At 39.0% G+C, this 19,535-nt stretch carries 21 protein-coding genes; 10 read left to right on the top strand and 11 right to left on the bottom strand.

Features of this window, described 5'->3' with window-relative positions:
- Positions 1-88 precede the first annotated feature (88 nt).
- The 3 genes from HDE68_RS21385 (at position 89) to HDE68_RS21375 (ending at position 3,297) form a co-directional block, all read left to right on the top strand.
- Positions 89-1,399: a metal-dependent hydrolase family protein gene (locus HDE68_RS21385; protein ID WP_183884266.1), complete on the top strand. Its 1,311-nt coding sequence runs from the start codon at positions 89-91 to the stop codon at positions 1,397-1,399.
- Between the two features lie 134 nt (positions 1,400-1,533).
- The gene (locus HDE68_RS21380; RefSeq protein WP_183884265.1) at positions 1,534-2,346 is read left to right on the top strand and encodes a class I SAM-dependent methyltransferase; all 813 of its coding nucleotides are present in this window, start codon (positions 1,534-1,536) and stop codon (positions 2,344-2,346) included.
- Between the two features lie 210 nt (positions 2,347-2,556).
- Entirely contained in the window at positions 2,557-3,297 is a 741-nt protein-coding gene (locus tag HDE68_RS21375) for a class I SAM-dependent methyltransferase (RefSeq protein WP_183884264.1), read from the top strand.
- Here the strand turns inward: HDE68_RS21375 and HDE68_RS21370 are convergent.
- Both HDE68_RS21370 and HDE68_RS21365 read right to left on the bottom strand, forming a co-directional pair.
- On the bottom strand, positions 3,294-4,385 hold the full coding sequence (locus HDE68_RS21370; RefSeq protein WP_183884263.1) for an aldo/keto reductase: 1,092 nt from the start codon (positions 4,383-4,385) through the stop codon (positions 3,294-3,296). The two genes, HDE68_RS21375 and HDE68_RS21370, sit on opposite strands and share 4 nt — an antisense overlap.
- Before the next feature lie 141 nt (positions 4,386-4,526).
- Positions 4,527-5,759: a transglutaminase-like domain-containing protein gene (locus tag HDE68_RS21365; RefSeq protein ID WP_183884262.1), complete on the bottom strand. Its 1,233-nt coding sequence runs from the start codon at positions 5,757-5,759 to the stop codon at positions 4,527-4,529.
- Between the two features lie 205 nt (positions 5,760-5,964).
- Between HDE68_RS21365 and HDE68_RS21360 the strand changes: the two genes are divergently transcribed.
- Entirely contained in the window at positions 5,965-6,390 is a 426-nt protein-coding gene (locus tag HDE68_RS21360; RefSeq protein WP_183884261.1) for a VOC family protein, read from the top strand.
- A gap of 113 nt (positions 6,391-6,503) precedes the next feature.
- Here HDE68_RS21360 and HDE68_RS21355 read toward each other — a convergent pair whose 3' ends face one another.
- Positions 6,504-8,135 (bottom strand): dihydroxyacetone kinase subunit DhaK, encoded by a 1,632-nt coding sequence (locus tag HDE68_RS21355; protein ID WP_183884260.1) that lies wholly within the window; start codon positions 8,133-8,135, stop codon positions 6,504-6,506.
- A 100-nt stretch (positions 8,136-8,235) separates the two neighbouring features.
- Here HDE68_RS21355 and HDE68_RS21350 point away from each other — a divergent pair, with 100 nt between their 5' ends.
- Both HDE68_RS21350 and HDE68_RS21345 read left to right on the top strand, forming a co-directional pair.
- Positions 8,236-9,000, top strand: a complete 765-nt coding sequence (locus tag HDE68_RS21350) for a methyltransferase domain-containing protein (protein WP_183884259.1) — start codon at positions 8,236-8,238, stop codon at positions 8,998-9,000.
- A gap of 11 nt (positions 9,001-9,011) precedes the next feature.
- Positions 9,012-9,530 carry a DUF4269 domain-containing protein gene (locus HDE68_RS21345; protein WP_183884258.1) on the top strand — a complete coding sequence of 173 codons (519 nt, stop codon included), beginning with the start codon at positions 9,012-9,014 and terminating at the stop codon, positions 9,528-9,530.
- A 42-nt stretch (positions 9,531-9,572) separates the two neighbouring features.
- Here the strand turns inward: HDE68_RS21345 and HDE68_RS21340 are convergent, their stop codons facing one another.
- Positions 9,573-10,232, bottom strand: a complete 660-nt coding sequence (locus HDE68_RS21340; protein ID WP_183884257.1) for a PAS domain-containing protein — start codon at positions 10,230-10,232, stop codon at positions 9,573-9,575.
- A gap of 428 nt (positions 10,233-10,660) precedes the next feature.
- On the opposite strand from HDE68_RS21340, the gene HDE68_RS21335 reads away from it, so the two are divergent.
- Positions 10,661-11,431: a hypothetical protein gene (locus HDE68_RS21335; protein ID WP_183884256.1), complete on the top strand. Its 771-nt coding sequence runs from the start codon at positions 10,661-10,663 to the stop codon at positions 11,429-11,431.
- A gap of 72 nt (positions 11,432-11,503) precedes the next feature.
- Here HDE68_RS21335 and HDE68_RS21330 read toward each other — a convergent pair whose 3' ends face one another.
- Positions 11,504-12,094 (bottom strand): VOC family protein, encoded by a 591-nt coding sequence (locus tag HDE68_RS21330; protein ID WP_260171826.1) that lies wholly within the window; start codon positions 12,092-12,094, stop codon positions 11,504-11,506.
- A 189-nt stretch (positions 12,095-12,283) separates the two neighbouring features.
- On the opposite strand from HDE68_RS21330, the gene HDE68_RS21325 reads away from it, so the two are divergent.
- Complete coding sequence (locus tag HDE68_RS21325; RefSeq protein ID WP_183884255.1) at positions 12,284-13,258, top strand: hypothetical protein; 975 nt, start codon at positions 12,284-12,286, stop codon at positions 13,256-13,258.
- A 90-nt stretch (positions 13,259-13,348) separates the two neighbouring features.
- Here the strand turns inward: HDE68_RS21325 and HDE68_RS21320 are convergent, their stop codons facing one another.
- Positions 13,349-14,188 (bottom strand): Rid family detoxifying hydrolase, encoded by an 840-nt coding sequence (locus tag HDE68_RS21320; protein ID WP_183884254.1) that lies wholly within the window; start codon positions 14,186-14,188, stop codon positions 13,349-13,351.
- A 90-nt stretch (positions 14,189-14,278) separates the two neighbouring features.
- Between HDE68_RS21320 and HDE68_RS21315 the strand changes: the two genes are divergently transcribed.
- On the top strand, positions 14,279-15,166 hold the full coding sequence (locus HDE68_RS21315; protein WP_183884253.1) for a LysR family transcriptional regulator: 888 nt from the start codon (positions 14,279-14,281) through the stop codon (positions 15,164-15,166).
- 229 nt (positions 15,167-15,395) lie between these two features.
- Positions 15,396-15,884, top strand: coding sequence for a DUF6266 family protein (locus HDE68_RS21310; RefSeq protein WP_183884252.1), 489 nt, complete (start codon positions 15,396-15,398; stop codon positions 15,882-15,884).
- 100 nt (positions 15,885-15,984) lie between these two features.
- On the opposite strand, the gene HDE68_RS21305 is transcribed toward HDE68_RS21310, so the two are convergent.
- From HDE68_RS21305 to HDE68_RS21285, 5 genes are read right to left on the bottom strand one after another with little or no spacing between them, the layout of a single operon-like run.
- On the bottom strand, positions 15,985-16,407 hold the full coding sequence (locus tag HDE68_RS21305) for an SH3 domain-containing protein (protein ID WP_183884251.1): 423 nt from the start codon (positions 16,405-16,407) through the stop codon (positions 15,985-15,987).
- Between the two features lie 8 nt (positions 16,408-16,415).
- Entirely contained in the window at positions 16,416-16,889 is a 474-nt protein-coding gene (locus HDE68_RS21300; RefSeq protein ID WP_183884250.1) for a BON domain-containing protein, read from the bottom strand.
- 58 nt (positions 16,890-16,947) lie between these two features.
- Positions 16,948-18,333, bottom strand: a complete 1,386-nt coding sequence (gene mgtE, locus HDE68_RS21295; protein WP_183884249.1) for a magnesium transporter — start codon at positions 18,331-18,333, stop codon at positions 16,948-16,950.
- Positions 18,334-18,365: 32 nt separating this feature from the next.
- Complete coding sequence (locus HDE68_RS21290; RefSeq protein ID WP_183884248.1) at positions 18,366-18,623, bottom strand: DUF3601 domain-containing protein; 258 nt, start codon at positions 18,621-18,623, stop codon at positions 18,366-18,368.
- Positions 18,624-18,651: 28 nt separating this feature from the next.
- Positions 18,652-19,533: a helix-turn-helix domain-containing protein gene (locus tag HDE68_RS21285; RefSeq protein ID WP_183884247.1), complete on the bottom strand. Its 882-nt coding sequence runs from the start codon at positions 19,531-19,533 to the stop codon at positions 18,652-18,654.
- Positions 19,534-19,535 lie beyond the last annotated feature (2 nt).

The raw sequence follows: 19,535 nt of genomic DNA, 5'->3' as shown, positions 1-19,535 counted from the left end.
GCTAGTTACAAAAATCTAAATCCCTTCAATTAGTTTACAAATCATAGAATTTCATATATTGCTGTTAATAAACCAAATACGCAATAACATGACTCTATTACGGTTAAAATTCACCGCATTAATCCTACTATTTTTATCCATAAACAGCTTTGCGCAACAGCAAAACGATTCAGTAAAAGTAATTAAAGCAGGCAGGCTGATTGATGTGGAAAAGGGCAAAATCCTCACTAACCAGCTCATCCTGATTGACCATGACACTATAAAAAGTATTGGTGCGAACCTCATCATCCCGGCGGGTGCAACGATTATAGATTTGAGTGACGCCACAGTATTACCCGGATTAATAGATTGTCATACCCATCTTACTGTACAGCCCGGAGAAAACTATTACGATGATATTTTCCGCAAGACCCCTGTAGACCTTGCTATAGTTGCACCTATCTATGCAAAACGCACCTTAGAAGCCGGTTTTACAACCTGCAGGGATGTTGGTGCTGCCGCATTTATAGACATATCTCTAAGAAATGCGATTAACCGTGGTGATATACCAGGCCCAAGGATACTCGCAGCCACTTTATTTATAGGCAGTACAGGCAGTCATGGTGATCTCAATGGCTTTTCACCTTATCTGGACTGGATAGGGCCCAAACAAATGACTGGTGTGGCCAATGGTGTAGAAGGTGTACGGGCTCAGGTACGTTATAATATTAAATATGGCGCTGAAGTAATCAAATTTGGTGCAAGTGCAGGTGTACTTACCGAAGAAGAAAGCGTAGGCGCACCACAGTTTTCACAAGAAGAAATGAATGCAATTGTCGAAGAAGCGCATCTCTGGGGGTTAAAAACCTGTGCACATGCGCATGGTACTATTGCGATAAAAATGGCAGTCAAAGCCGGAGTAGCCTCTATAGAACATGGCAGCTTTTTAGACGACGAGGCGATCAAACTGATGAAATCTCATGGAACCTACCTGGTGGCCGATATCTATAATGATGATTATATACTCAGCGACTACGCCAAACACGGAACCCCCGAAAAGATCATTAATAAAGAAAAACTGGTAGGTAAAGCACAGCGTTTAAGTTTTCAGCGGGCAGTACAGGCGGGTGTAAAAATAGCATTTGGTACAGATGCCGGAGTATATCCGCATGGCTGGAATGGCAAACAGTTTAAATACATGGTCAGATTTGGCCTGACACCTATGCAGGCTATACAGGCAGCGACTATAAATGCAGCTGATTTATTAGGATGGAAAAACAAGGTCGGGTCGTTAAGCAAAGGCAAATATGCCGATCTGATTGCACTTAAAGATGATCCGCTGACCGATATCACCCTGCTCGAACATATCCCATTTGTAATGAAAGGTGGAACGATTTATAAAGATGAACTGAAAAAATAACATACCCCAAAAAGATCATTAATCTTAAAATTTAGGGTCATATGACCCTAAAATAATAGCTTATTCCAGGTTAAATTGCTAATACATGCAAGGATTTGCAAAGGAGTTGAACTGAAGAAATAAACTATATCAAAATGAAGAATAAACTATATAAAGAGTTTGCAAGTTATTATGCAGATGTAACCAACGACAGAGATTTCAAAAACCAGTTAGAACTCATCCTGAACACTTATGCGCCAGGTAATCCATGCAGATCTTTTCTTGAATTGTTCGCAGGACAATCACTGCATAGTGTAGAAGCCTTAAAAAAGGCCGGTATCGATGTTTGGGCGATAGATTCAAGTACTGAGATGAAGAAGATTGCATTAGCTGAAGGTTTTCAAAACCACGCTCAATATATAGTAGGCGATCTGCCTGAGGCTATTTTAGCTTCTCCAGAACATATCAAATTTGACTGTATAACCTGTTTGTATAATGGCCTGAGTATTCTGGATATAGGAAACGTATTTCAATTGCTTAAAAACTGCAGACAAAAGCTAAATGATAACGGGAAGTTATTTGTAGAAATGCATGATATCTTTCTGATTACAGAATACCTCTCCAACCCACAGATAAACTATACAGAAGTTACCAACGCCAAAGGAGAACAAATTAAGTATGCATGGCCAAGCGGTAAAATCAAATGGACTCCCTATAACTACAGAGCAGAAGTTCCGGTACAGTTTTTAATTCAGTCCCCGTCCTCACAACGCACAGATACTATAGAGTTTACCTCCTATGATCATATTTATAGTACAGAACATATCATCTTTCTTGCAAGTCTTATAGGTTTTGAAGCCAGAATACTCACAGAAGACCCTTCGTGGACAGAATTTTTCGGGAGCTCAATTATATTGGAATTATCTATCCGGAAAGACACCTTAAAATCTGGCATTGATGAAGAATAAATAGTGCTACCGAATTGACCTCGGCAGAAATAAAAACGCTCCGTATCTTGAACAGCCCCGAAATCACGGGGCTGTTTCATTTAATCCCCCTGTGCGCAGCAGAAAAATAAAATTTGTAAATTTGCTTTGATGAATCTGGAAGGAAATCTTATAAAGCAAAGCGCAATCCAATTTTAATCCTCAAAGGTTCTTCCGAAAAAAGGACAATCAATGAAACAGAACAAATACGATGACCCTGGTTTTTTTGCAAATTACAGTCAGATGCCCCGTTCAACCGGAGGTTTAAATGCAGCCGGAGAATGGCAGGTTTTCAAAGCTTTACTCCCGGACCTGAAAGATAAAAATGTATTGGACCTGGGTTGTGGTTTTGGCTGGCATTGCCGTTATGCAAGTGAACAGCAGGCAAAATCAGTGATCGGTGTGGATCTTTCTGAGAACATGCTAAAACGTGCCAGAGAGAGTTCTGCTGAACCCGCAATTGAATATCTTCAACTGGCTATCGAAGACATTGATTTTGCTCCGGGACAGTTTGACGTAGTGATCAGCTCACTGGCCTTTCATTATGTAGAAAATTTCAACATCGTCTGCAAAAAAGTCAACCATGCACTTCAACCAGGTGGCTCATTCGTACTTTCTGTAGAGCACCCTGTTTTCACTGCACTTGCTGCACAGGATTGGTATTGCGATCAGGATGGAAACAGGCTGCACTGGCCAGTTGATGGTTATCAGAATGAAGGACAGCGTATAGCAAGATTTCTTGATCATGATGTGATCAAATATCACAGAACTCTGGCAAGCTATATCAATTCAATCATTGATGCCGGATTCCGGATCACCAGTATCTCAGAACCGCAGCCATCAAAAGAAATCCTGGAAGCGTATCCAGAAATGAAAGATGAAACACGCCGCCCGATTTTTCTTTTGATGGCAGCAGAAAAAATTAATTCCTAATAAACCTCTTTGATACTTTGTGGTGCCAGTGAAATTACAAGAGAAGGTACGTCATTCACAGTCGTACCCGCTTGCGCCAGATGGGATGCCCTGTTTAAGATCATAGGGATTGGAAAATTTAATACAGGCGCTGATAATTCATTTAATGAAGCAATATCATCATTTGATAAAACTACCGATAAAGAACTTAGATTCTGATCTAATTGCTCCATAGTCCTTGCGCCGATTAAAGTAGAAGTTACCCCCGGTCTGCTTACCACCCAGGCTAAAGCAACACTGGCCGGAGTAGTTTCTTTTTCCCCTGCAATTTCAGCTAAACGGTCGATAATCTGATAAGTACGTTCATCAAATTCAGCCCCCCCTTCCAAACTGGTTCTTTCGCTCTGTTTCTCACCTTTATTCGCCCTGGTATACTTACCACTTAAAACCCCTCCCCTTAATGGCGACCATGGCATTACACCTAAGCCTAAATCCTGCGCCATTGGGATCAGTTCTCCCTCTACTGTTCTCTCCAATAAAGAATATTCTATTTGTAAACCTGCAAATGCAGACCAGCCACGAAATTGAGCAATCATTTGTGACTGTGCTATTTTCCATGCCGGAGTATCAGAAATCGCAATATAACGTACCTTGCCAGAGCGCACCAGATCATGTAAAGCAGACATAGTCTCTTCAATTGGCGTAAACGGATCAAAAGCATGCATCCAGTAAAGATCTATATGATCCGTTTGCAGTCTTCTTAATGAATTCTCCAGAGAGCTGATAATGTTTTTTCTGCTGGAACCTCCCGAATTCGGATCACCAGGATACAAATTGCAGTAAAACTTAGTGGAAAGTACCAATTGATCTCTGCGGATAGCTGTTTTCTTTAAATAATCACCAATAATTTTCTCGGAATGCCCTTTAGTATAAATATTAGCAGTATCAATGATATTACCACCCAAACCAATATACTTTGACAGGATAGCTTCCGAATCTGCCGGAGTCGAACCCCAGCCCCAGTCTTCGCCAAAAGTCATTGCACCAAGGGTAAGCGGACTTACCTTTAAACCCGATTTTCCAAGGGTCCTGTAATTTGTTAAATCCATAATAATTCTATTTTTATCTGCGCTGCGGGCGATATTACCCGGAGGAAACAATAAGAATAAAATTACTACGGAACACTTTATTGCTGATTGCTAAAATCAAACAGATCATAGCAAATATCAAACAGTAGCAGGCAGAATCAACTATAAAGCCGGTTTGGCCCAAAAATAAGCAGCATTATTGGTCGCATAACTTATCTTTTTTTTATCAGCTTCTTTATCTCCGCTCATCGTAGAAAAATTACCAGGATATAGATTAATAACTGCAAAAGGCGCTTTTCCCGCTCCCGGAGTCTCTATATCCCACTCATTTTTAACATCACAATTTATCCAGTATAAGTTTTTAGACATATAATAATCCAGATAATGCTCCTTAGTCTGTTTATTTTTATTATTCCAGTTTGCATTATCGTTCAGCACAAGCGGTTCTTTAAGGATCAGCCTGGTTCTCACTTCTTCGACATTCAATAAATTGCCCTTCTCATCACTCACAAAAGCATTAAAAGTAGGGTCCATCCATATCCATTTATGAAGCGTTTCTGACCAGACCACATTGATCACATGGCAATCAAAATCGGCAGTATCTTTTGGCATACAGGTCACTGTCCTTGCCTTAAAACCCATGGCCAGATAAGCGTCTTTCAGAACGGTAGCCATCATGCGGCAATTTACCCCACGGTCTTCTTTCTTACAGATTTCAATTAAATCAACCGCATTTTTCTTGTCAGGATTACTGGAATTCCCATCATGCCTAACCGTATTATGAACCCAAAAAAGAAGGTTTTTAATTTTTGATATTTCATCCCCGTTTCCACTTATAGAATCCAGTTTATACTGCTTTCTGAATTTAACCAGTTCTGGTGCACTGGCATTCTGATAAGTAAACACTAAAGGTTTCCTCTGATCATTGTTATTATAAGAACCTGCTTTTTGAAGGATATAATTATAATCACCTTTCTCTCTTATCTTTTGTAAAACTATCTTAAACTGTTCATCGTTGCGTAACCCATCCAGATCAGTATCCGCAAGTGTATGGCTATAATCATAATATCCATTCTGAAAAGCACTGTCCAGATACAGAACAGCCTTATTCTTTTGGCCTTCCAATGCGTTTACACAAGAAAGATTATAATATTGATTTGGAATAACTGCTGCATATTTTTTTTGTGTATCAGCAGACATGCCCTTAAACTGATTTAAAAAACTAATAAATTGTTTCTCCGCCTCTTTATAGTCTTTTTTAGCCAGCGCAGTCCTAACCAACTGATTAGACAGCGTATAAGGCTGTTCAAATTCGTCCGAAACAGCAGCAGACTGGCTATGTGCAGCAAGCGTAATACAGCTTATAAATGATAGTAAAGCAAGAAATCTTTTCATAAATTATTTTGCCCTAAATTAGGAAAACAAACGGGGGCCAGGTAGAAAATATGTTTTTTTATCAATAGCTACAGGATAACATTTCTTAGTCAGCTAAGGAATAACATTTCTTAGTCGCAAAACGCCACTAAGATTGGCTAATTCATACCCTATCGGATACTGAAAATGGGTATACATTTGTTATACACAATTCAAAATAAAAACCATGGCAACAGTTAATCCCTATTTGAACTTCGACGGAAATACCGAAGAAGTATTTAATTTCTACAAATCAGTATTTGGTGGTGAATTTGATGTATTAGCCAGATTTGGCGAAATGCCTGAAGAGTACCAGGCAGATAAAAGTCAGCAAGACAAAATCATGCATGTTTCTTTACCTATTGGCGGAGGAAGTACATTGATGGGCAGTGACCGTCCCGCTTCTTACGGTACAATTACCAAAGGCGATGGTTTTTACATTTCTATTCAGGCAGATTCTGAAGAAGAAGCTACCAGGTTATTCAACGGGCTTTCGGCAAATGGAAAAGTGATCATGCCATTGGAAAAGACCTTCTGGGGAGCATTCTTTGGTATGTTCAATGATCAGTTTGGCGTGCAATGGATGATCAATTATGATTATAACAAAAAATAACTAATATAGAAAGCATTACCTTCCGTCTTTCCCTGCAAAGCTAGACACCTTACGGGGCGGGTAAAAGGTAATGCTTTCTATAAAAAGATAACGCCGGCCTAAACTAAATCAATTTAATTATTTAATGAGGCAATCTGCTCAAAAACCCTTGCAATTACTTCTGCACCGGGATCGGGAATATCCTTCAAAACTGCCTCAGAAAGATAAGAAGACCTTCCAAATTTAGTATTGGTAATCGTTTTGGTATACTCAGCACCCTTGCGTGCATGCTGTGCAACGATTTGAATGGACTCCTTTTTTGCTAACGATTCAAATGCAGGCTCCAGCGCATCGATCATAGTTCTGTCCCCCGCTTTTGCCCCGCCATAATCTTTCACTTTCTGTAAACCGCTTAAAAGGGCTTTCCCCAAATCAGGCTCTTTGGAAAACGTATTGCCGGCAGCAGTAAACAAAATTGATAATAAAACACCACTTGATCCGCCAGCTTCTCTTGCCAGTATACGGCCAATAGTCAGCAGTAATTTCCCTGTCTCATTCTGTGGCAGCTTATCTGCAACCAATAACAAACGTTTTCCTGCCAGCGCAAATGTAGATCCTGCATCACCATCTCCAACTTTAGCATCCAATGCATTGATTTCTTTCTCAATAGCAACCATTAAAGAACCTGTTTCTTCTATCAGCTGTTTAACTTTAGGGTTTAAAGAAGGCTCATACTGTAAAGTTTCAGGGAGTTTAGGACTACTGATTTCTGCTGGTTTACCGAATGGCTGCATCTGCCATGCAGCAGGCTCTGCATCAGCAAGCAACGCCTTTTCTATTTCTTCATCCAGCAAAAGCACTGATACAGAAAAACCGCTCATGTTAATAGACGACATCAGAGCGGCAGGGCCAACCATATAATCAACCTGAGCGGCTAATTTTGTTTTACTGAACGCATTGACCAGCAGACTCATTTCAATAGGGCTTACACTACCCATATTGTTAAATATCATGGCATACCTACCTTGGGTATCAGGCAGATTTGCTTCCAGTTTGCCGATTGCCAGCTCCATTAAATGATCTGCCTTTGCATAGGCAACCACCTCTATTCCTGGCTCACCGTGAATACCCAAACCAAGTTCCACTTCCTGATCAGTCAAGCGGGAAGTCGTTTCCTGTCCCAAATGCTGACATTCAGTAAGTGAAAGACCTATTGAAGCTGTACGGTCTATAACTTTCTGTGCGATTTCTGCAATTTCTGTTAATGATTTACCTTCCTGGGCAAGCTGTCCGGCAATTTTATGTACAAATAAAGTACCCGCCAATCCGCGTTTTTTGACATCCTGGCCAAGGGCGATATCATCATCAACCGTTACAGTTTTCACTTCATAACCTAAAGCACGCGCCTGTTCTGCTGCCAGGCCAAAATTAAGACGGTCGCCCGTATAATTTTTAATAATTAACAAACAGCCCTTTGGCCCCGTCGCTGCTAAAATAGCCGACAATACCGCATCAACTGTAGGTGAAGCAAAAATATCACCACATACCGCAGCCGTAAGCATTCCTTTTCCTACAAACCCCGCATGTGCCGGTTCATGACCGGAACCACCGCCAGAAATAACTGCCACTTTTGATTTATCCCAGTCTTTGCGCATCACCACACGTACTTCGGGGAAGGAATCCAGTTTAACCAATTCAGGATTGGTTAATAATCCATTGATAGCTTCATTGACAATCTGATCGGTCTCATTTATAAAAAATTTCATGATATATTAAGATTTCATTAGTGTATAATTCCAGAATAGAAACACACCAAAACCTAAAATAGTTACGTTATCATTATATATATATTTTAATCACCTCATTATGGCATGGAATCCTGATGTTTACAACAAGTTCAAACAAGAGCGTTTTGGCCCTTTTTACGATTTAATACAACTGGTCAAAGTTAAACCTGCTTTACAGGCAATAGATTTAGGATGTGGAACAGGAGAACTGACCAGGAAACTTGCAGATGCTTTACCAGGATCAACTGTTCTTGGAATAGATTCCTCTCAGGAAATGCTCAATGACGCCGCTGCATTTCAAAATGAACAGCTTAGTTTTAAAAAAAGAACAATAGAAGAACAGCTTGGTTCTGGAGAAAAATATGATCTCGTCTTTTCCAATGCAGCTATCCAGTGGCTCAGTAATCATCAGGCCCTATATCCGCAAATCATTTCTACAGTTAAACCCGGCGGACAGCTTGTAGTACAAATCCCATCCAATCACAGGCATTTTACCCATACCACATTAATAGACATCGCTTCAACCCCTCCTTTTTCAGAAGTTCTAAAAGGCTTTACCCGCGTTTCACCGGTAATGGATATAGAAGAGTATGCAAAGCTGTTTTTTCAGCATGGTGGTACTGAAATCAGTGTTTATGAGAAAATCTATCCTCATGTTTTAAAAGATGCAGATGCTTTATTTGACTGGGTATCCGGCACAGCCATGATCCCTTATGTCGAAAAACTGCCGGAAGATGTCAGACAAAGTTTCATAGCGACCTATAAAGAAAGATTAAGAAATGAATTTAAAGGATCACCTGTATTTTATCCTTTTAAACGCACAATTATGGCCGCAACTTTTTAGTTTTGTGCCCGATGATAAAATTTGATTCTATCTCTTATTTAGCAAAGGGCAATGACCGGCAAAAGGATGCTTATCAAGTACTCAAAGATTCCTTAATCTTTGAAATCCTGCAGCAATTTGATCCTATCCTGGTGGGAACTGTCCCACTGAATATAGCTATCAAAAACAGTGATCTTGATATCATCTGTTGTTATCAGGATAAGCAAAAGTTCAGAAATCTGCTGATTGAATCCTTTTCGCTGTTTAAAGATTTCAGTTTGAAAGAAACGATGATCAATGATCAGGAAGTTATTCTTGCTAAGCTGATTGCCGCTAACTGGGAAATTGAAATTTTCGGACAGCAAATCCCTACCCGTGAACAGGCAGGTTACAGACATATGCTGATTGAATACAAATTATTGAATGAGCGGGATGAATCCTTTAGAGCAGAAATTATCAAATTGAAGGAACAGGGATATAAAACGGAGCCTGCCTTTGCCAGGATGCTGAATTTAGCAGGTGATCCTTATCTTGAATTACTGAAACTCTGAGCAGTGCTTCTTTTAACGATCTGCTGTTATTTCCATACAGGCCTACTCTTTCCTGTTTCCAATCATCACTACCCCTGTCGTATTTCCTTTGATATCTCTCAAAGGTGTATAACTATAGCAGATCTGATCATATTCTGAAGTAAATGATATGCCATTATGATAAACATGCTGCAATTCTCTTAAGCCCATTCTGCTGGTTTTACTCCATAAATCGAGCATCTTTTCATTGACAGACTGTAATTGAAAATCAAAGCCCCTGAATACAGCCATAGCTACCGGCGCAGACATCACCATCGCCCGCAGGTTCCTGTCCGACTCCTGCATGTACTGACGGCTTAATTCCCGCTCGCTGACATCCATTCCAACCACAAGTATAGAGACCACCTTACTATCTTTCCCAAGAATCGGTGTATAGCTATAATCTACAAAGATAGTTTCCGTCCTGCCATTGTGATTTGTGTAGAACTTAGCCCCTGTTTCACTATATGATCTTCCCGTACGGATGACATTATAAATTAATTCATGATAGGGCTGTTCAGCAATTTCAGGAAGAAAATCTGTAAGTTTCCTGCCCAATACAGATTTTTCCCTTCTCCATAGTTGCAGCATTGCTGGATTTGCAGAATCAAGTCTTAAAGTTTTCGCATCCAGCATAGCTATAGCAACAGGAGCATTTTGAAATAAATTCAGGTATTTTTTCATGTTGAAACCCAATTTAATTTGGCTAGTACTTAAATATTGCAATTTAATTCCGGAAAACCAATTGCAGTTCGTGTACACTTTTAGGCAAAAAGCTCAACAAAATACAATTGAAATTTTTGTATAAAAGAGTAGTTCCCCTTAATCTACCTCAATAGTGGACTTTTACGGGTATATAAATTTCACTTTCATGAAAAAAGGGATTTTTTCACAAACATTTAATCTGCGATAAAAAGTCTAATGCCTCAAAATTATTACAATTAGAAATTTAGAATTCTTAACAGATGTAGAATTTTCATTAAATAGAAAGCCTGTCAAGCATTCTACAAAAAAACCAGAATTACAACAACGGGGAATATTTTCATTATACAATAAATAATTATTAGTTATGATTTTTATTGTATTTTCGCGCTAATTTTTTTTAACACCAAATGAACAAAAAAATATTAACCCTCTCTGTAGTTTGCATGATCTTTACACTGGCCTGTAAAAAAGGAGGATCAGAACCGAAAGGTGAACAATGTCAGCTGATGAAAACTATAGCAGTAAGGCCACCAGGTATCCTGCAATTTCAAACGCTTTATACCTATGATGAAAAAGGAAGAGTAATCAAAAAAGATCTTAATTATAATAATGAAGCAACTACTTTTAATTATACTGATCAACAGATTATTGAAATAAAGACGACTAATATTCCCGGCGGAATAACAAAAACCAAAAGATATACGCTAGATTCTGAAGGTAGAATTATTAAATTAACTATTGATAATTATACTTCAGAAGTAAATTTCAGCTATGATCAATATGGCTATATGATCAGAAGAGATTTTTTTCAATTTGGATCAATAACAAGTTCCTCGCATTATACCTATAAGGATGGAAATCTGATTTTAATTACAAATGATAATATCTACAGTAACGATTTATATAAAACTGTCATTAAATACACTAATTATATAGCTATAAACAATTTGTTTAATTTACCACAGGCCCAGAATGACGTTGCTATGGAACTATGGAGTTTTCTCGGTAAGGGATCTAAAAACTTAATAGCTGATATCATGCCTGAAGATGGGACAATAACATATTACGATTACAAAATCGATCAGAATAACAAAGTGACCAATATGACAGAACAGACAAGGTTCCAGAATGGTAGCTATGCACAAAATGAGATAAGTTATACCTACAATTGTAAATAATACAGCTTCAAACAGTTTGTTTTAAATAAGAAGTACCATATTCCGGTACTTCTATATTCCTGTTTTGAATACTTACGCACGTTCTCTTTTAAAAGGGCCATGTGGCTCAATAATTTCAAGATGTGTTCCATCAGGATCATCAAAATAAGCCACTGCAGTACCAAAACCTGATTTCAGTCCATCTGCTGCTTCAAAAATGATAGGTTCTCCAGATAATTTAATACCAGCATCCTTCAAGCGTTTCACTGCATCCTTAATGTTATCGACTTCAAAACATAAGTGCATTGCGCTTATGTGATTGTTCTCATAATGAGCCTTAACCGGTTCTGGCTGCTCATACTCCAGCAAATCCATATTGATATTCTCTAAATGCAGATTTGCATACCTGATCAGTGTTTTCTTTAAGCCTAATACCTGTGCCATACGATCACCGCCAATCTGATCGACATTAATCACTTTAAGACCGGTTAGCGCCTCATAAAAGGCAATAGATTTATCCAGATCCGCAACCACGATCCCCACGTGGTTAGCACGGCTAAACCCTTTATTTTTTGGATGATGATTTTCCATATTTTTATTTTTAGCAGTTGCAGCAATCGCGTTGCCTGTCAATACGGCGGCCGCACCAAGCGTAGCTGTCTGTATAAATTTTTTACGTTCCATTATTTTATTTATTGATTTAACAGCACAAATTTCCCGATAATAAAACTATCATTAAAATAACCATAGTTCTATCTTGCTATTATAATAATGATAATAAAAACACATATACAATATTCCCTGAAGATTTATTTTTTGATTTATTCTTATAGAAGAATACCTTTATCTCACCATCAATCAACCATTTACATTATGAAAAAAATAATTACCTATATCTTTTGCTGTATAACCCTGCTATCAGCAACACTATCCTGCACCAATAATAAGAAGAAAAATCAGGCTGCTTCAGGTACCAGTTCTTCCACTGATATAGCCGGACCGGCTGATAGCGCGAGCCGTGTCATTGAGTATACTAACCTCGTTGTAGACATGGCAAACAGTCATAACTCTTATTTGAAAGACATCCTTGGAAATGCAAGCCGTATAGAAAAGGGCCTGAAAAACCCTGCAGACAAATTTGCATTCATTGGGATAATTACACCACATGTGATGCGGGCCGGGCTGACCAATATGAATGGCGTAACCCTGGAGAAACCAGTTGATGAATTGGGAAAAGAGAACCAGGCCTATTTTAAAACGCAGATCACCCAGTACAATACCTTATTCACAAAGCTTCAGCATAATTACAAACAATTGGATGATTACCTTAAAGCAGAGGATTATAAGGACGATAAAGGAGCTAAAGGTTATGCATTCATTGATACCATCAGAAAGACTGTACAAGTACTTTATACAGATAAGATTGTTTTGATGAAAAAAGTAAATGAAGTAGCTGATGCTGCCGAAATTGTTGTTTTAAAAGACAGCCCACTGAAAGAATATATCGTAGCCATGAAAACTGATATGAAGAATATCCGTAGTTTCGTCGATTTGCTGGCAGATAATGGCAAAAATTACCCAAAGATCAGTAATCAGGTACAGGAAAGTTATAAAAGCTTAGAAGCTGCACAAGCAAAAAATGCAGGTCTGAATATTGACAACGCTAAAAAAGCCAATAAAGATGGCCAGTATAAACGGTTTTATGAAGGCTTTCACGATCTTTTACTCCGTACTAAAAAGACACTGCGTGATGCCACAGCAGCAGGTAAATTGACAGATAACGATATCGAAGGATTGGACCGTGATTATGATGGCTTAATCAGAAACTATAATTACTTCAATCAATAATTTACAATTGCTATTCTACAAAGGATATACAGTAAACAAAAGAGGGGATCTGATATAGATTCCCTCTTTTGTTTTTCCCAAATGATCCAATTAACGAAGCAATTGTTTCTCCAATCCCAGACGGTCTGTCTGTATCCAGTATTCAGCAATTTTACCATTTACAATACGGTAAACCGCACTCGAAATCTCAACCAGCTGTTTGCCGGTAGCCGGATGCCCATCAATTGTCCCCAGGTGTTTCCCTGTTTGTTTCCATCTCACATAAACCTTGTCATCTTCGGCAATCATCTCAGTGACCTCAAATTTAAAATTGCCATATAATGCCAGGAATTCCCTGATATGTTCCGTGTAGTTTTGAGGTGTTCTTTTGATTGCAGCTTCCTGCTCTGCATTCATCTGATGTGCCAGCATCGTATCGGCCATAAATAAGCCTGCGTGATCCGGCTTTTTTCCTGAACGCACTTCTTCCAGAAATTGAGAGACCAGCTTTTTGTTTTCCATTAAAGAATTTTTACGCCTGAATGCCGTAGCTGCAATTTCAACATTTGCTTTTGCAGGTAAATCAAGTACTGCAATACAAACCCTGGCAGGAAAATCATCTTTAAAATAAGAACTGTAAACCTCGTTGGTCAGCGGATAGTTGTCCATGTTTTTCAAATAAATAGTTACATTGACCAGGTCACTAAAGTCAAGCTGCTGCGCATCAAGCAAACCTTTTATATTTTTCATAACCTGATGTAATTCAGACTCAAAACTATCAATTACTAATTTACCAGTTGAACTATCCACACCAACCTGTCCGGATATAAAAACAAAATCCCCTGCAGGTTTCACTTTGCTGTATGGTAATTTTTTAACCGGATTTTCTTTTGATTGTGCCATGATGCCAATGGGATAAATTAATAAAAGGGTGAATAAAATATTTTTCATGTTTTTTAATGAACTGGTACAAAATTACATTTACGTTTTAATACCCAAAATACTATTTTTGTCAACAACTAATACCAAAAAAGTATTAATATGGATTTAAGACACCTTAACTATTTTCTGATCTTAGCCGAAGAATTGCATTTTGGCCGGGCAGCTGAACGGCTGCATATCTCTCAGCCCCCTTTGAGCAGAATGATTCAGCAAATAGAAAATGAACTGGGTGTATTGCTCTTTGAACGCACTAAAAGGAGCGTAATCCTCACTCCCGCCGGACTTGATTTTTTACAGGATGCCAAACAAATGATTTTGCAGATGCAAACCGTAAAAAAGCGCCTGGCAATTTATGGACAGGGTGAAACTGGTACCTTAAGGATTGGTTATGCCGGTGCGGTTATGCATAGCAAACTGCCTTCACTTTTGGCAGAGTTCAACAAAAACCTTCCGCATATCAATCTGCAATTTGAAGAGCTTACCAATCACAATCTGGTTCACGAACTGAACAACGGAACACTGGATGCTGCTTTTGTCAGAACATGGCTCCATCCCGAAAAACTGGAAGAGAAACTGATTCTTTCTGAACCTTTTGTAGCAGTAATCCATGCAAAACACTCATTATCAGAAAACAATAAAATATCAGTTAAAGAATTAATTGATGAAAAGTTTATCACTTTTACACGTGAATGCGGTCCTACTATCTTTGATAGTTTTTTAATCATGTGTGCGAATGCCGGGTTCACTCCGCAAATTTCACATCATGCTTCTCAGCTGAATTCTGTTTTAAGATTAGTGGAAAGTGGTTTTGGAATCTCGCTGTTACCAGAGCAGATAGCAAATGGTTATGCACTTAATTTAAAATTCATCCCTCTTGAAAATGAAAAAGAGACTATTCCACTGATTATGCTGACCAGGAAAGAAAATCCGAATCCAGCTTTGGTGCATCTGCACAATCATCTGCTTCAGATCCCTGTAAATAGTTAAAGAACAGGATAAGGCCAGATAACAAACAGATCAATCCTGAACCTTCCTCAGCCCCCCATTTATCACCTTCAAATTCAGCCTGAAAAACATGGCAAAAAAAGGCAATTAAAACCCAAAAACATGCGAAACAACTCCAATACAAGCAACTCAATCAATGTAGTAGCCTAACCTTGTCCAGACCTTATTCGGGACAGAATGACAATTTTACAGGAAGGCACAGACCACTAAAATGAAGATATTAAGCCCTTTTCTAAACCCTGTTTCTGAATTTCTGAAAGTTAGCTTCAAACACATCACCAAAGATCAGGATATATCTGCCAGCAATGCCGCCAGGTCCGTGAACATAAAAAATGCTATCAAAGGTGAATTTCCTGAGCAGGAAATCAACTGGGATACGGTTTTAGTTGCAGAAGGAAATCTGGTAAAACCTGAAAATGTAAAGGTCACGTGCTCAGCAAACACCTTTGACTTCACCTGGGATAAAGATCACACAGGTACAGGCGCTCCAACAGACAGAGCCATTATCCTGTTGTACAGCAAAACTCACAGCTGGGTGTATGCCAATTACAGCGGGGCTAGAAGAGATGAATTGAAGGACACCTTCGCTATTAGTCATAAACATTTTAAAAACAATACTTATGAAGTATTTATAGCCTTTAAAGATGTGAAGAGCGATGAAGTTTCCAGGAGTGTGTATTGCGGAAGGTTTACGAATTAAGAACGAAGATTTACAGCATAAAAAAACCGGCTCTTTATCAGAGCCCCCCTTAACAGAGTCCCCTTTAAAAAGCCGGTTTTTATTGATCTTAAAATATATTCTAAGCCTGAGGCTCCAGGTATTGCGCATAGCAATAACCTTCTTCGCCGTCATTAGTACGCACCAGCCACCATAAATCATTACTTCTGTTAACCAGTGTAATAACCTCTCCATGAGCTGCCTTCCCAACAATAGGCTGATCAGTACCTGGTCCTTTACGGATATTCAGGTTACTGCTTTCTGTGATTACTTTAGCATGTGTTACCGCTGCATCTACTGCAACGTTTACATTTAAAACTAAATCGCCAGACGCAAAATTAGGATCAATCTGATTATAAATATCCCATAACTGGTCTTTTGTGGCACCGTCTGCCGCAGTCCCGTCTATGTATAATACCCCGTCCTGTTCACGGACTGCCAGATCAGAAATCCCTGCTGCAGTTGCTGCATCAGTCAGTGCTTTATATTTATCTTGTAAGGCCATAATTCAGTTTATTTTACAGTTAATTGGTTATCAATTTTTTTAGGCTTCAATACAGACAACTGCTGCATTAATTTTACTAAAGAAGATTTACTGATTTCTCCTTTTAAAGTAACTACACCGTCCTTAACTGTAGTTTGAACTGTTGGAAAGTCTTTAGCCGCATCCGCAACATTTTTAGTCAATGCAGCATCGTCAGCAATCACAACAGGTGCTGTGGTATTGAATGCAGGTTTAATAGTCAGATTATTCACTACCGACTTCACCCCTTTTTCAGCTTTAGCAATGGTTTCAGCTTTCGCTTTTTCTGCTTCATCAGCAACCTCACCAGTCAGCGTAACCTCACCCTTGGTAACAGCTACACTTACTTCGCTGGCTTCTTTAGCCTTTACAGCTGTTTGTATGTCCCCGTCTTTTGGTGAACAGGCTGCAAAAAACAGCGTTGCAATAACGCCCGCGCTCATTAATAGTTTTGTTGTTTTCATTTTTCTATGGGTTATGGTTTGTTAATTTATACGGCTTTATTTTAAACACGATTGACTACTATAACAAAGTTCCCTTCAAAAAGATTGCTGCAATACTAAAATAAATAACCAGTCCCGTTACATCGACCAGTGTAGCAACAAAAGGCGCTGACGAAGTTGCAGGGTCTATTTTACATTTTTTCAGTACCATTGGCACCATAGAGCCGCTGAGTGTCCCCCACATCACAATCCCGATTAAGGAGAAAAAGATAGTGATTGCGAGCAGTAACCAGTGAATTCCGTAATCATACCAATGCAGGTTTTGCCAGATCGCGATGCGGATAAAACCTATCGCGCCCAAGATGATCCCCAGTACCAGGCCTGATAAAATTTCCCGGCGCATCACATACCACCAGTCTTTCAGGTTCAGTTCTTTTAAAGCCATAGCCCTGATAATCAAAGTTGCAGCCTGCGACCCGCTATTTCCTCCGCTGGAAATAATTAAAGGGACAAATAAAGCAAGTACAACTGCTTTTGAAATTTCCCCATCAAAATAGCCCATTGCTGTTGCGGTTAGCATTTCCCCTAAAAACAAGACAATCAGCCAGCCTGCCCTCTTTTTAAGTAAAGAGAAGAAAGGTGTCTTCACATAAGGAAAATCCAGCTCTTCAATCCCCCCGAATTTCTGGATCTCTGCCGTCGCTTTTTGCTCTGCAACATCCATCACATCATCTATGGTGACCACCCCCAATAAAATATAGTCATCGCTGACCACGGGTAATACAACCCTGTCATATTCTTTAAACTTCTGAACTGCATCTTCTTTCGTATCAGTAATTTTCAGGCTGATACAGAAACCATCTACAATGTCCATGATTTTTTTGGAACGCTCATTCAGCACCAGCCGCCTTACGGGTACATCATCAATTAATTTTCCGTCACTATCTACCACATAAATCACATTGGCAGCTTCGGTGTCCTGATGATGTAGCCGCAAATGCTCTGTCGCTTCAGCAATAGTCATCGTCCGGTCTACGGTTGCAAAATCAGTATTGATAATCCGGGCGACACTTTTAGCAGGGTAACCCAGCAGATTGGCCACAGCATTCCTGTTTTCATCATTTAGATATTCCATGAAACGGGACAGTTCTATTCCTCTGGAAGAAGAATAAAAGATAGTCCTGTCATCCGATTTCAGGTTATTGAGGATATATGAAGCTCTATCTTTTGATATACTATTGATGATTTTCTTTTGAAGCTGAATGTCCAGATAGGGCAAAACGTTCACCTGCTGCTTTGGGCTGAAAGAATTATAGGCATCGATTGCTTTGGCTGCCGGGATAGAAACAAAGAGCTGAGCGACCTCTGAAGGGTGTATATAACCCGTTTGGTGACTGGGTTTAAATAGGCCGGAGAAATCCCCGGCCAGAATATTTTTCCTTGCCTCTTTAAAAGGTAAATTCATAGCAGCTCGATTTATAGATCCAAGCTACTCAGTTAATCACTGATTTCCAATACATAACTTTCAAAATCCGAAAGAATTTCCGCCTGCTCTTCTGCTCTCCATTGCAGCCGGTAAACCTGGCTGCGCCCATGATGAATCACATGCAGGGTTAAGCCATCTTCATAAGGCAGGAAGTTTGTCTTTTCAAAGATCCATGTTTCCCCAATAGGATGCCCGATATAATCATAGTCAACAAACGCTTTGATGACCTCATATTTCTTTCCTGGTTTTAACTGATTGATGTTTCCCATAAAATTATTTGAAGAGAATTAAAAACAATTACCCGGTTAACTGTGCCCTGAAAACTGAAGGCGTACAGCCTTTAATTTTTTTAAATACCCTGCTAAAATAAGAAGCAGACTGGTAATTTAACTGATAAGCTATTTCTGCGATTTCCATAGTCATATCCTGTAATAAAATCTGACTATGCAGGATACTGATTTCATTAATCCATTGTTTTGGCGGTTTCCCAGTAGTTTCTTTCACACATTTATTCAGATATGTTTCTGATAAAGCCATCTTTCTGGCATAAAATAAGACATCCTTATGCGTGATATGGTGATTTTGAACATGCTCCCTGAACAAATATGAAATTTCAATGCTTCTGGTGATGGTATAGGGCTGATAAGGGCTCTGATGAATAATTTTTAACAGGATAGACGTAAAAAGAGAGACACAGATCTCTGAAAGGCCTTGTTTATCCTCCATTTCTTCTTCCAGCAGCTTAAAAATACCGGTTACCCAGTTCAGCACTTTTTCCGTTAAATTGATAAAAGGTGCGGTAAAAAAGAAATTAAGTTCAGTTTTATTCAGGGCGATATCAGAAATAATATCATTCTCATAAATCACGTAAAAGCCGTTGATATCACCTGATAGTTCAAGCGTCCTGGTAATACTTCCCTGTTTGATATTCAAAATCTGACTGGCATTGATTGTATATTGCTCAGTACCTAATTGCTGCCGGATACTGCCTTTGGTCACCAGTATAAGGAAATTGAATGAAGTGCGGTAAGGCGGGACCGGAATAACAATATCCCGCAGATAATCTTCAATTCTGTACAGCTGTAAATTTGATAAATTATGCAGTATCTGTTCAGTTACATCAGGTAAGAACTGGCGTTTATATTCATAATTGGTCATTAATTTTACAGCAGAGTTCATAG

The organism is Pedobacter cryoconitis, from assembly GCF_014200605.1.
GTDB lineage: Bacteria > Bacteroidota > Bacteroidia > Sphingobacteriales > Sphingobacteriaceae > Pedobacter > Pedobacter cryoconitis_B.
The sequence above is the reverse complement of the archived record's forward strand: the minus strand, read 5'-3'. Positions and strand labels throughout refer to the sequence as shown.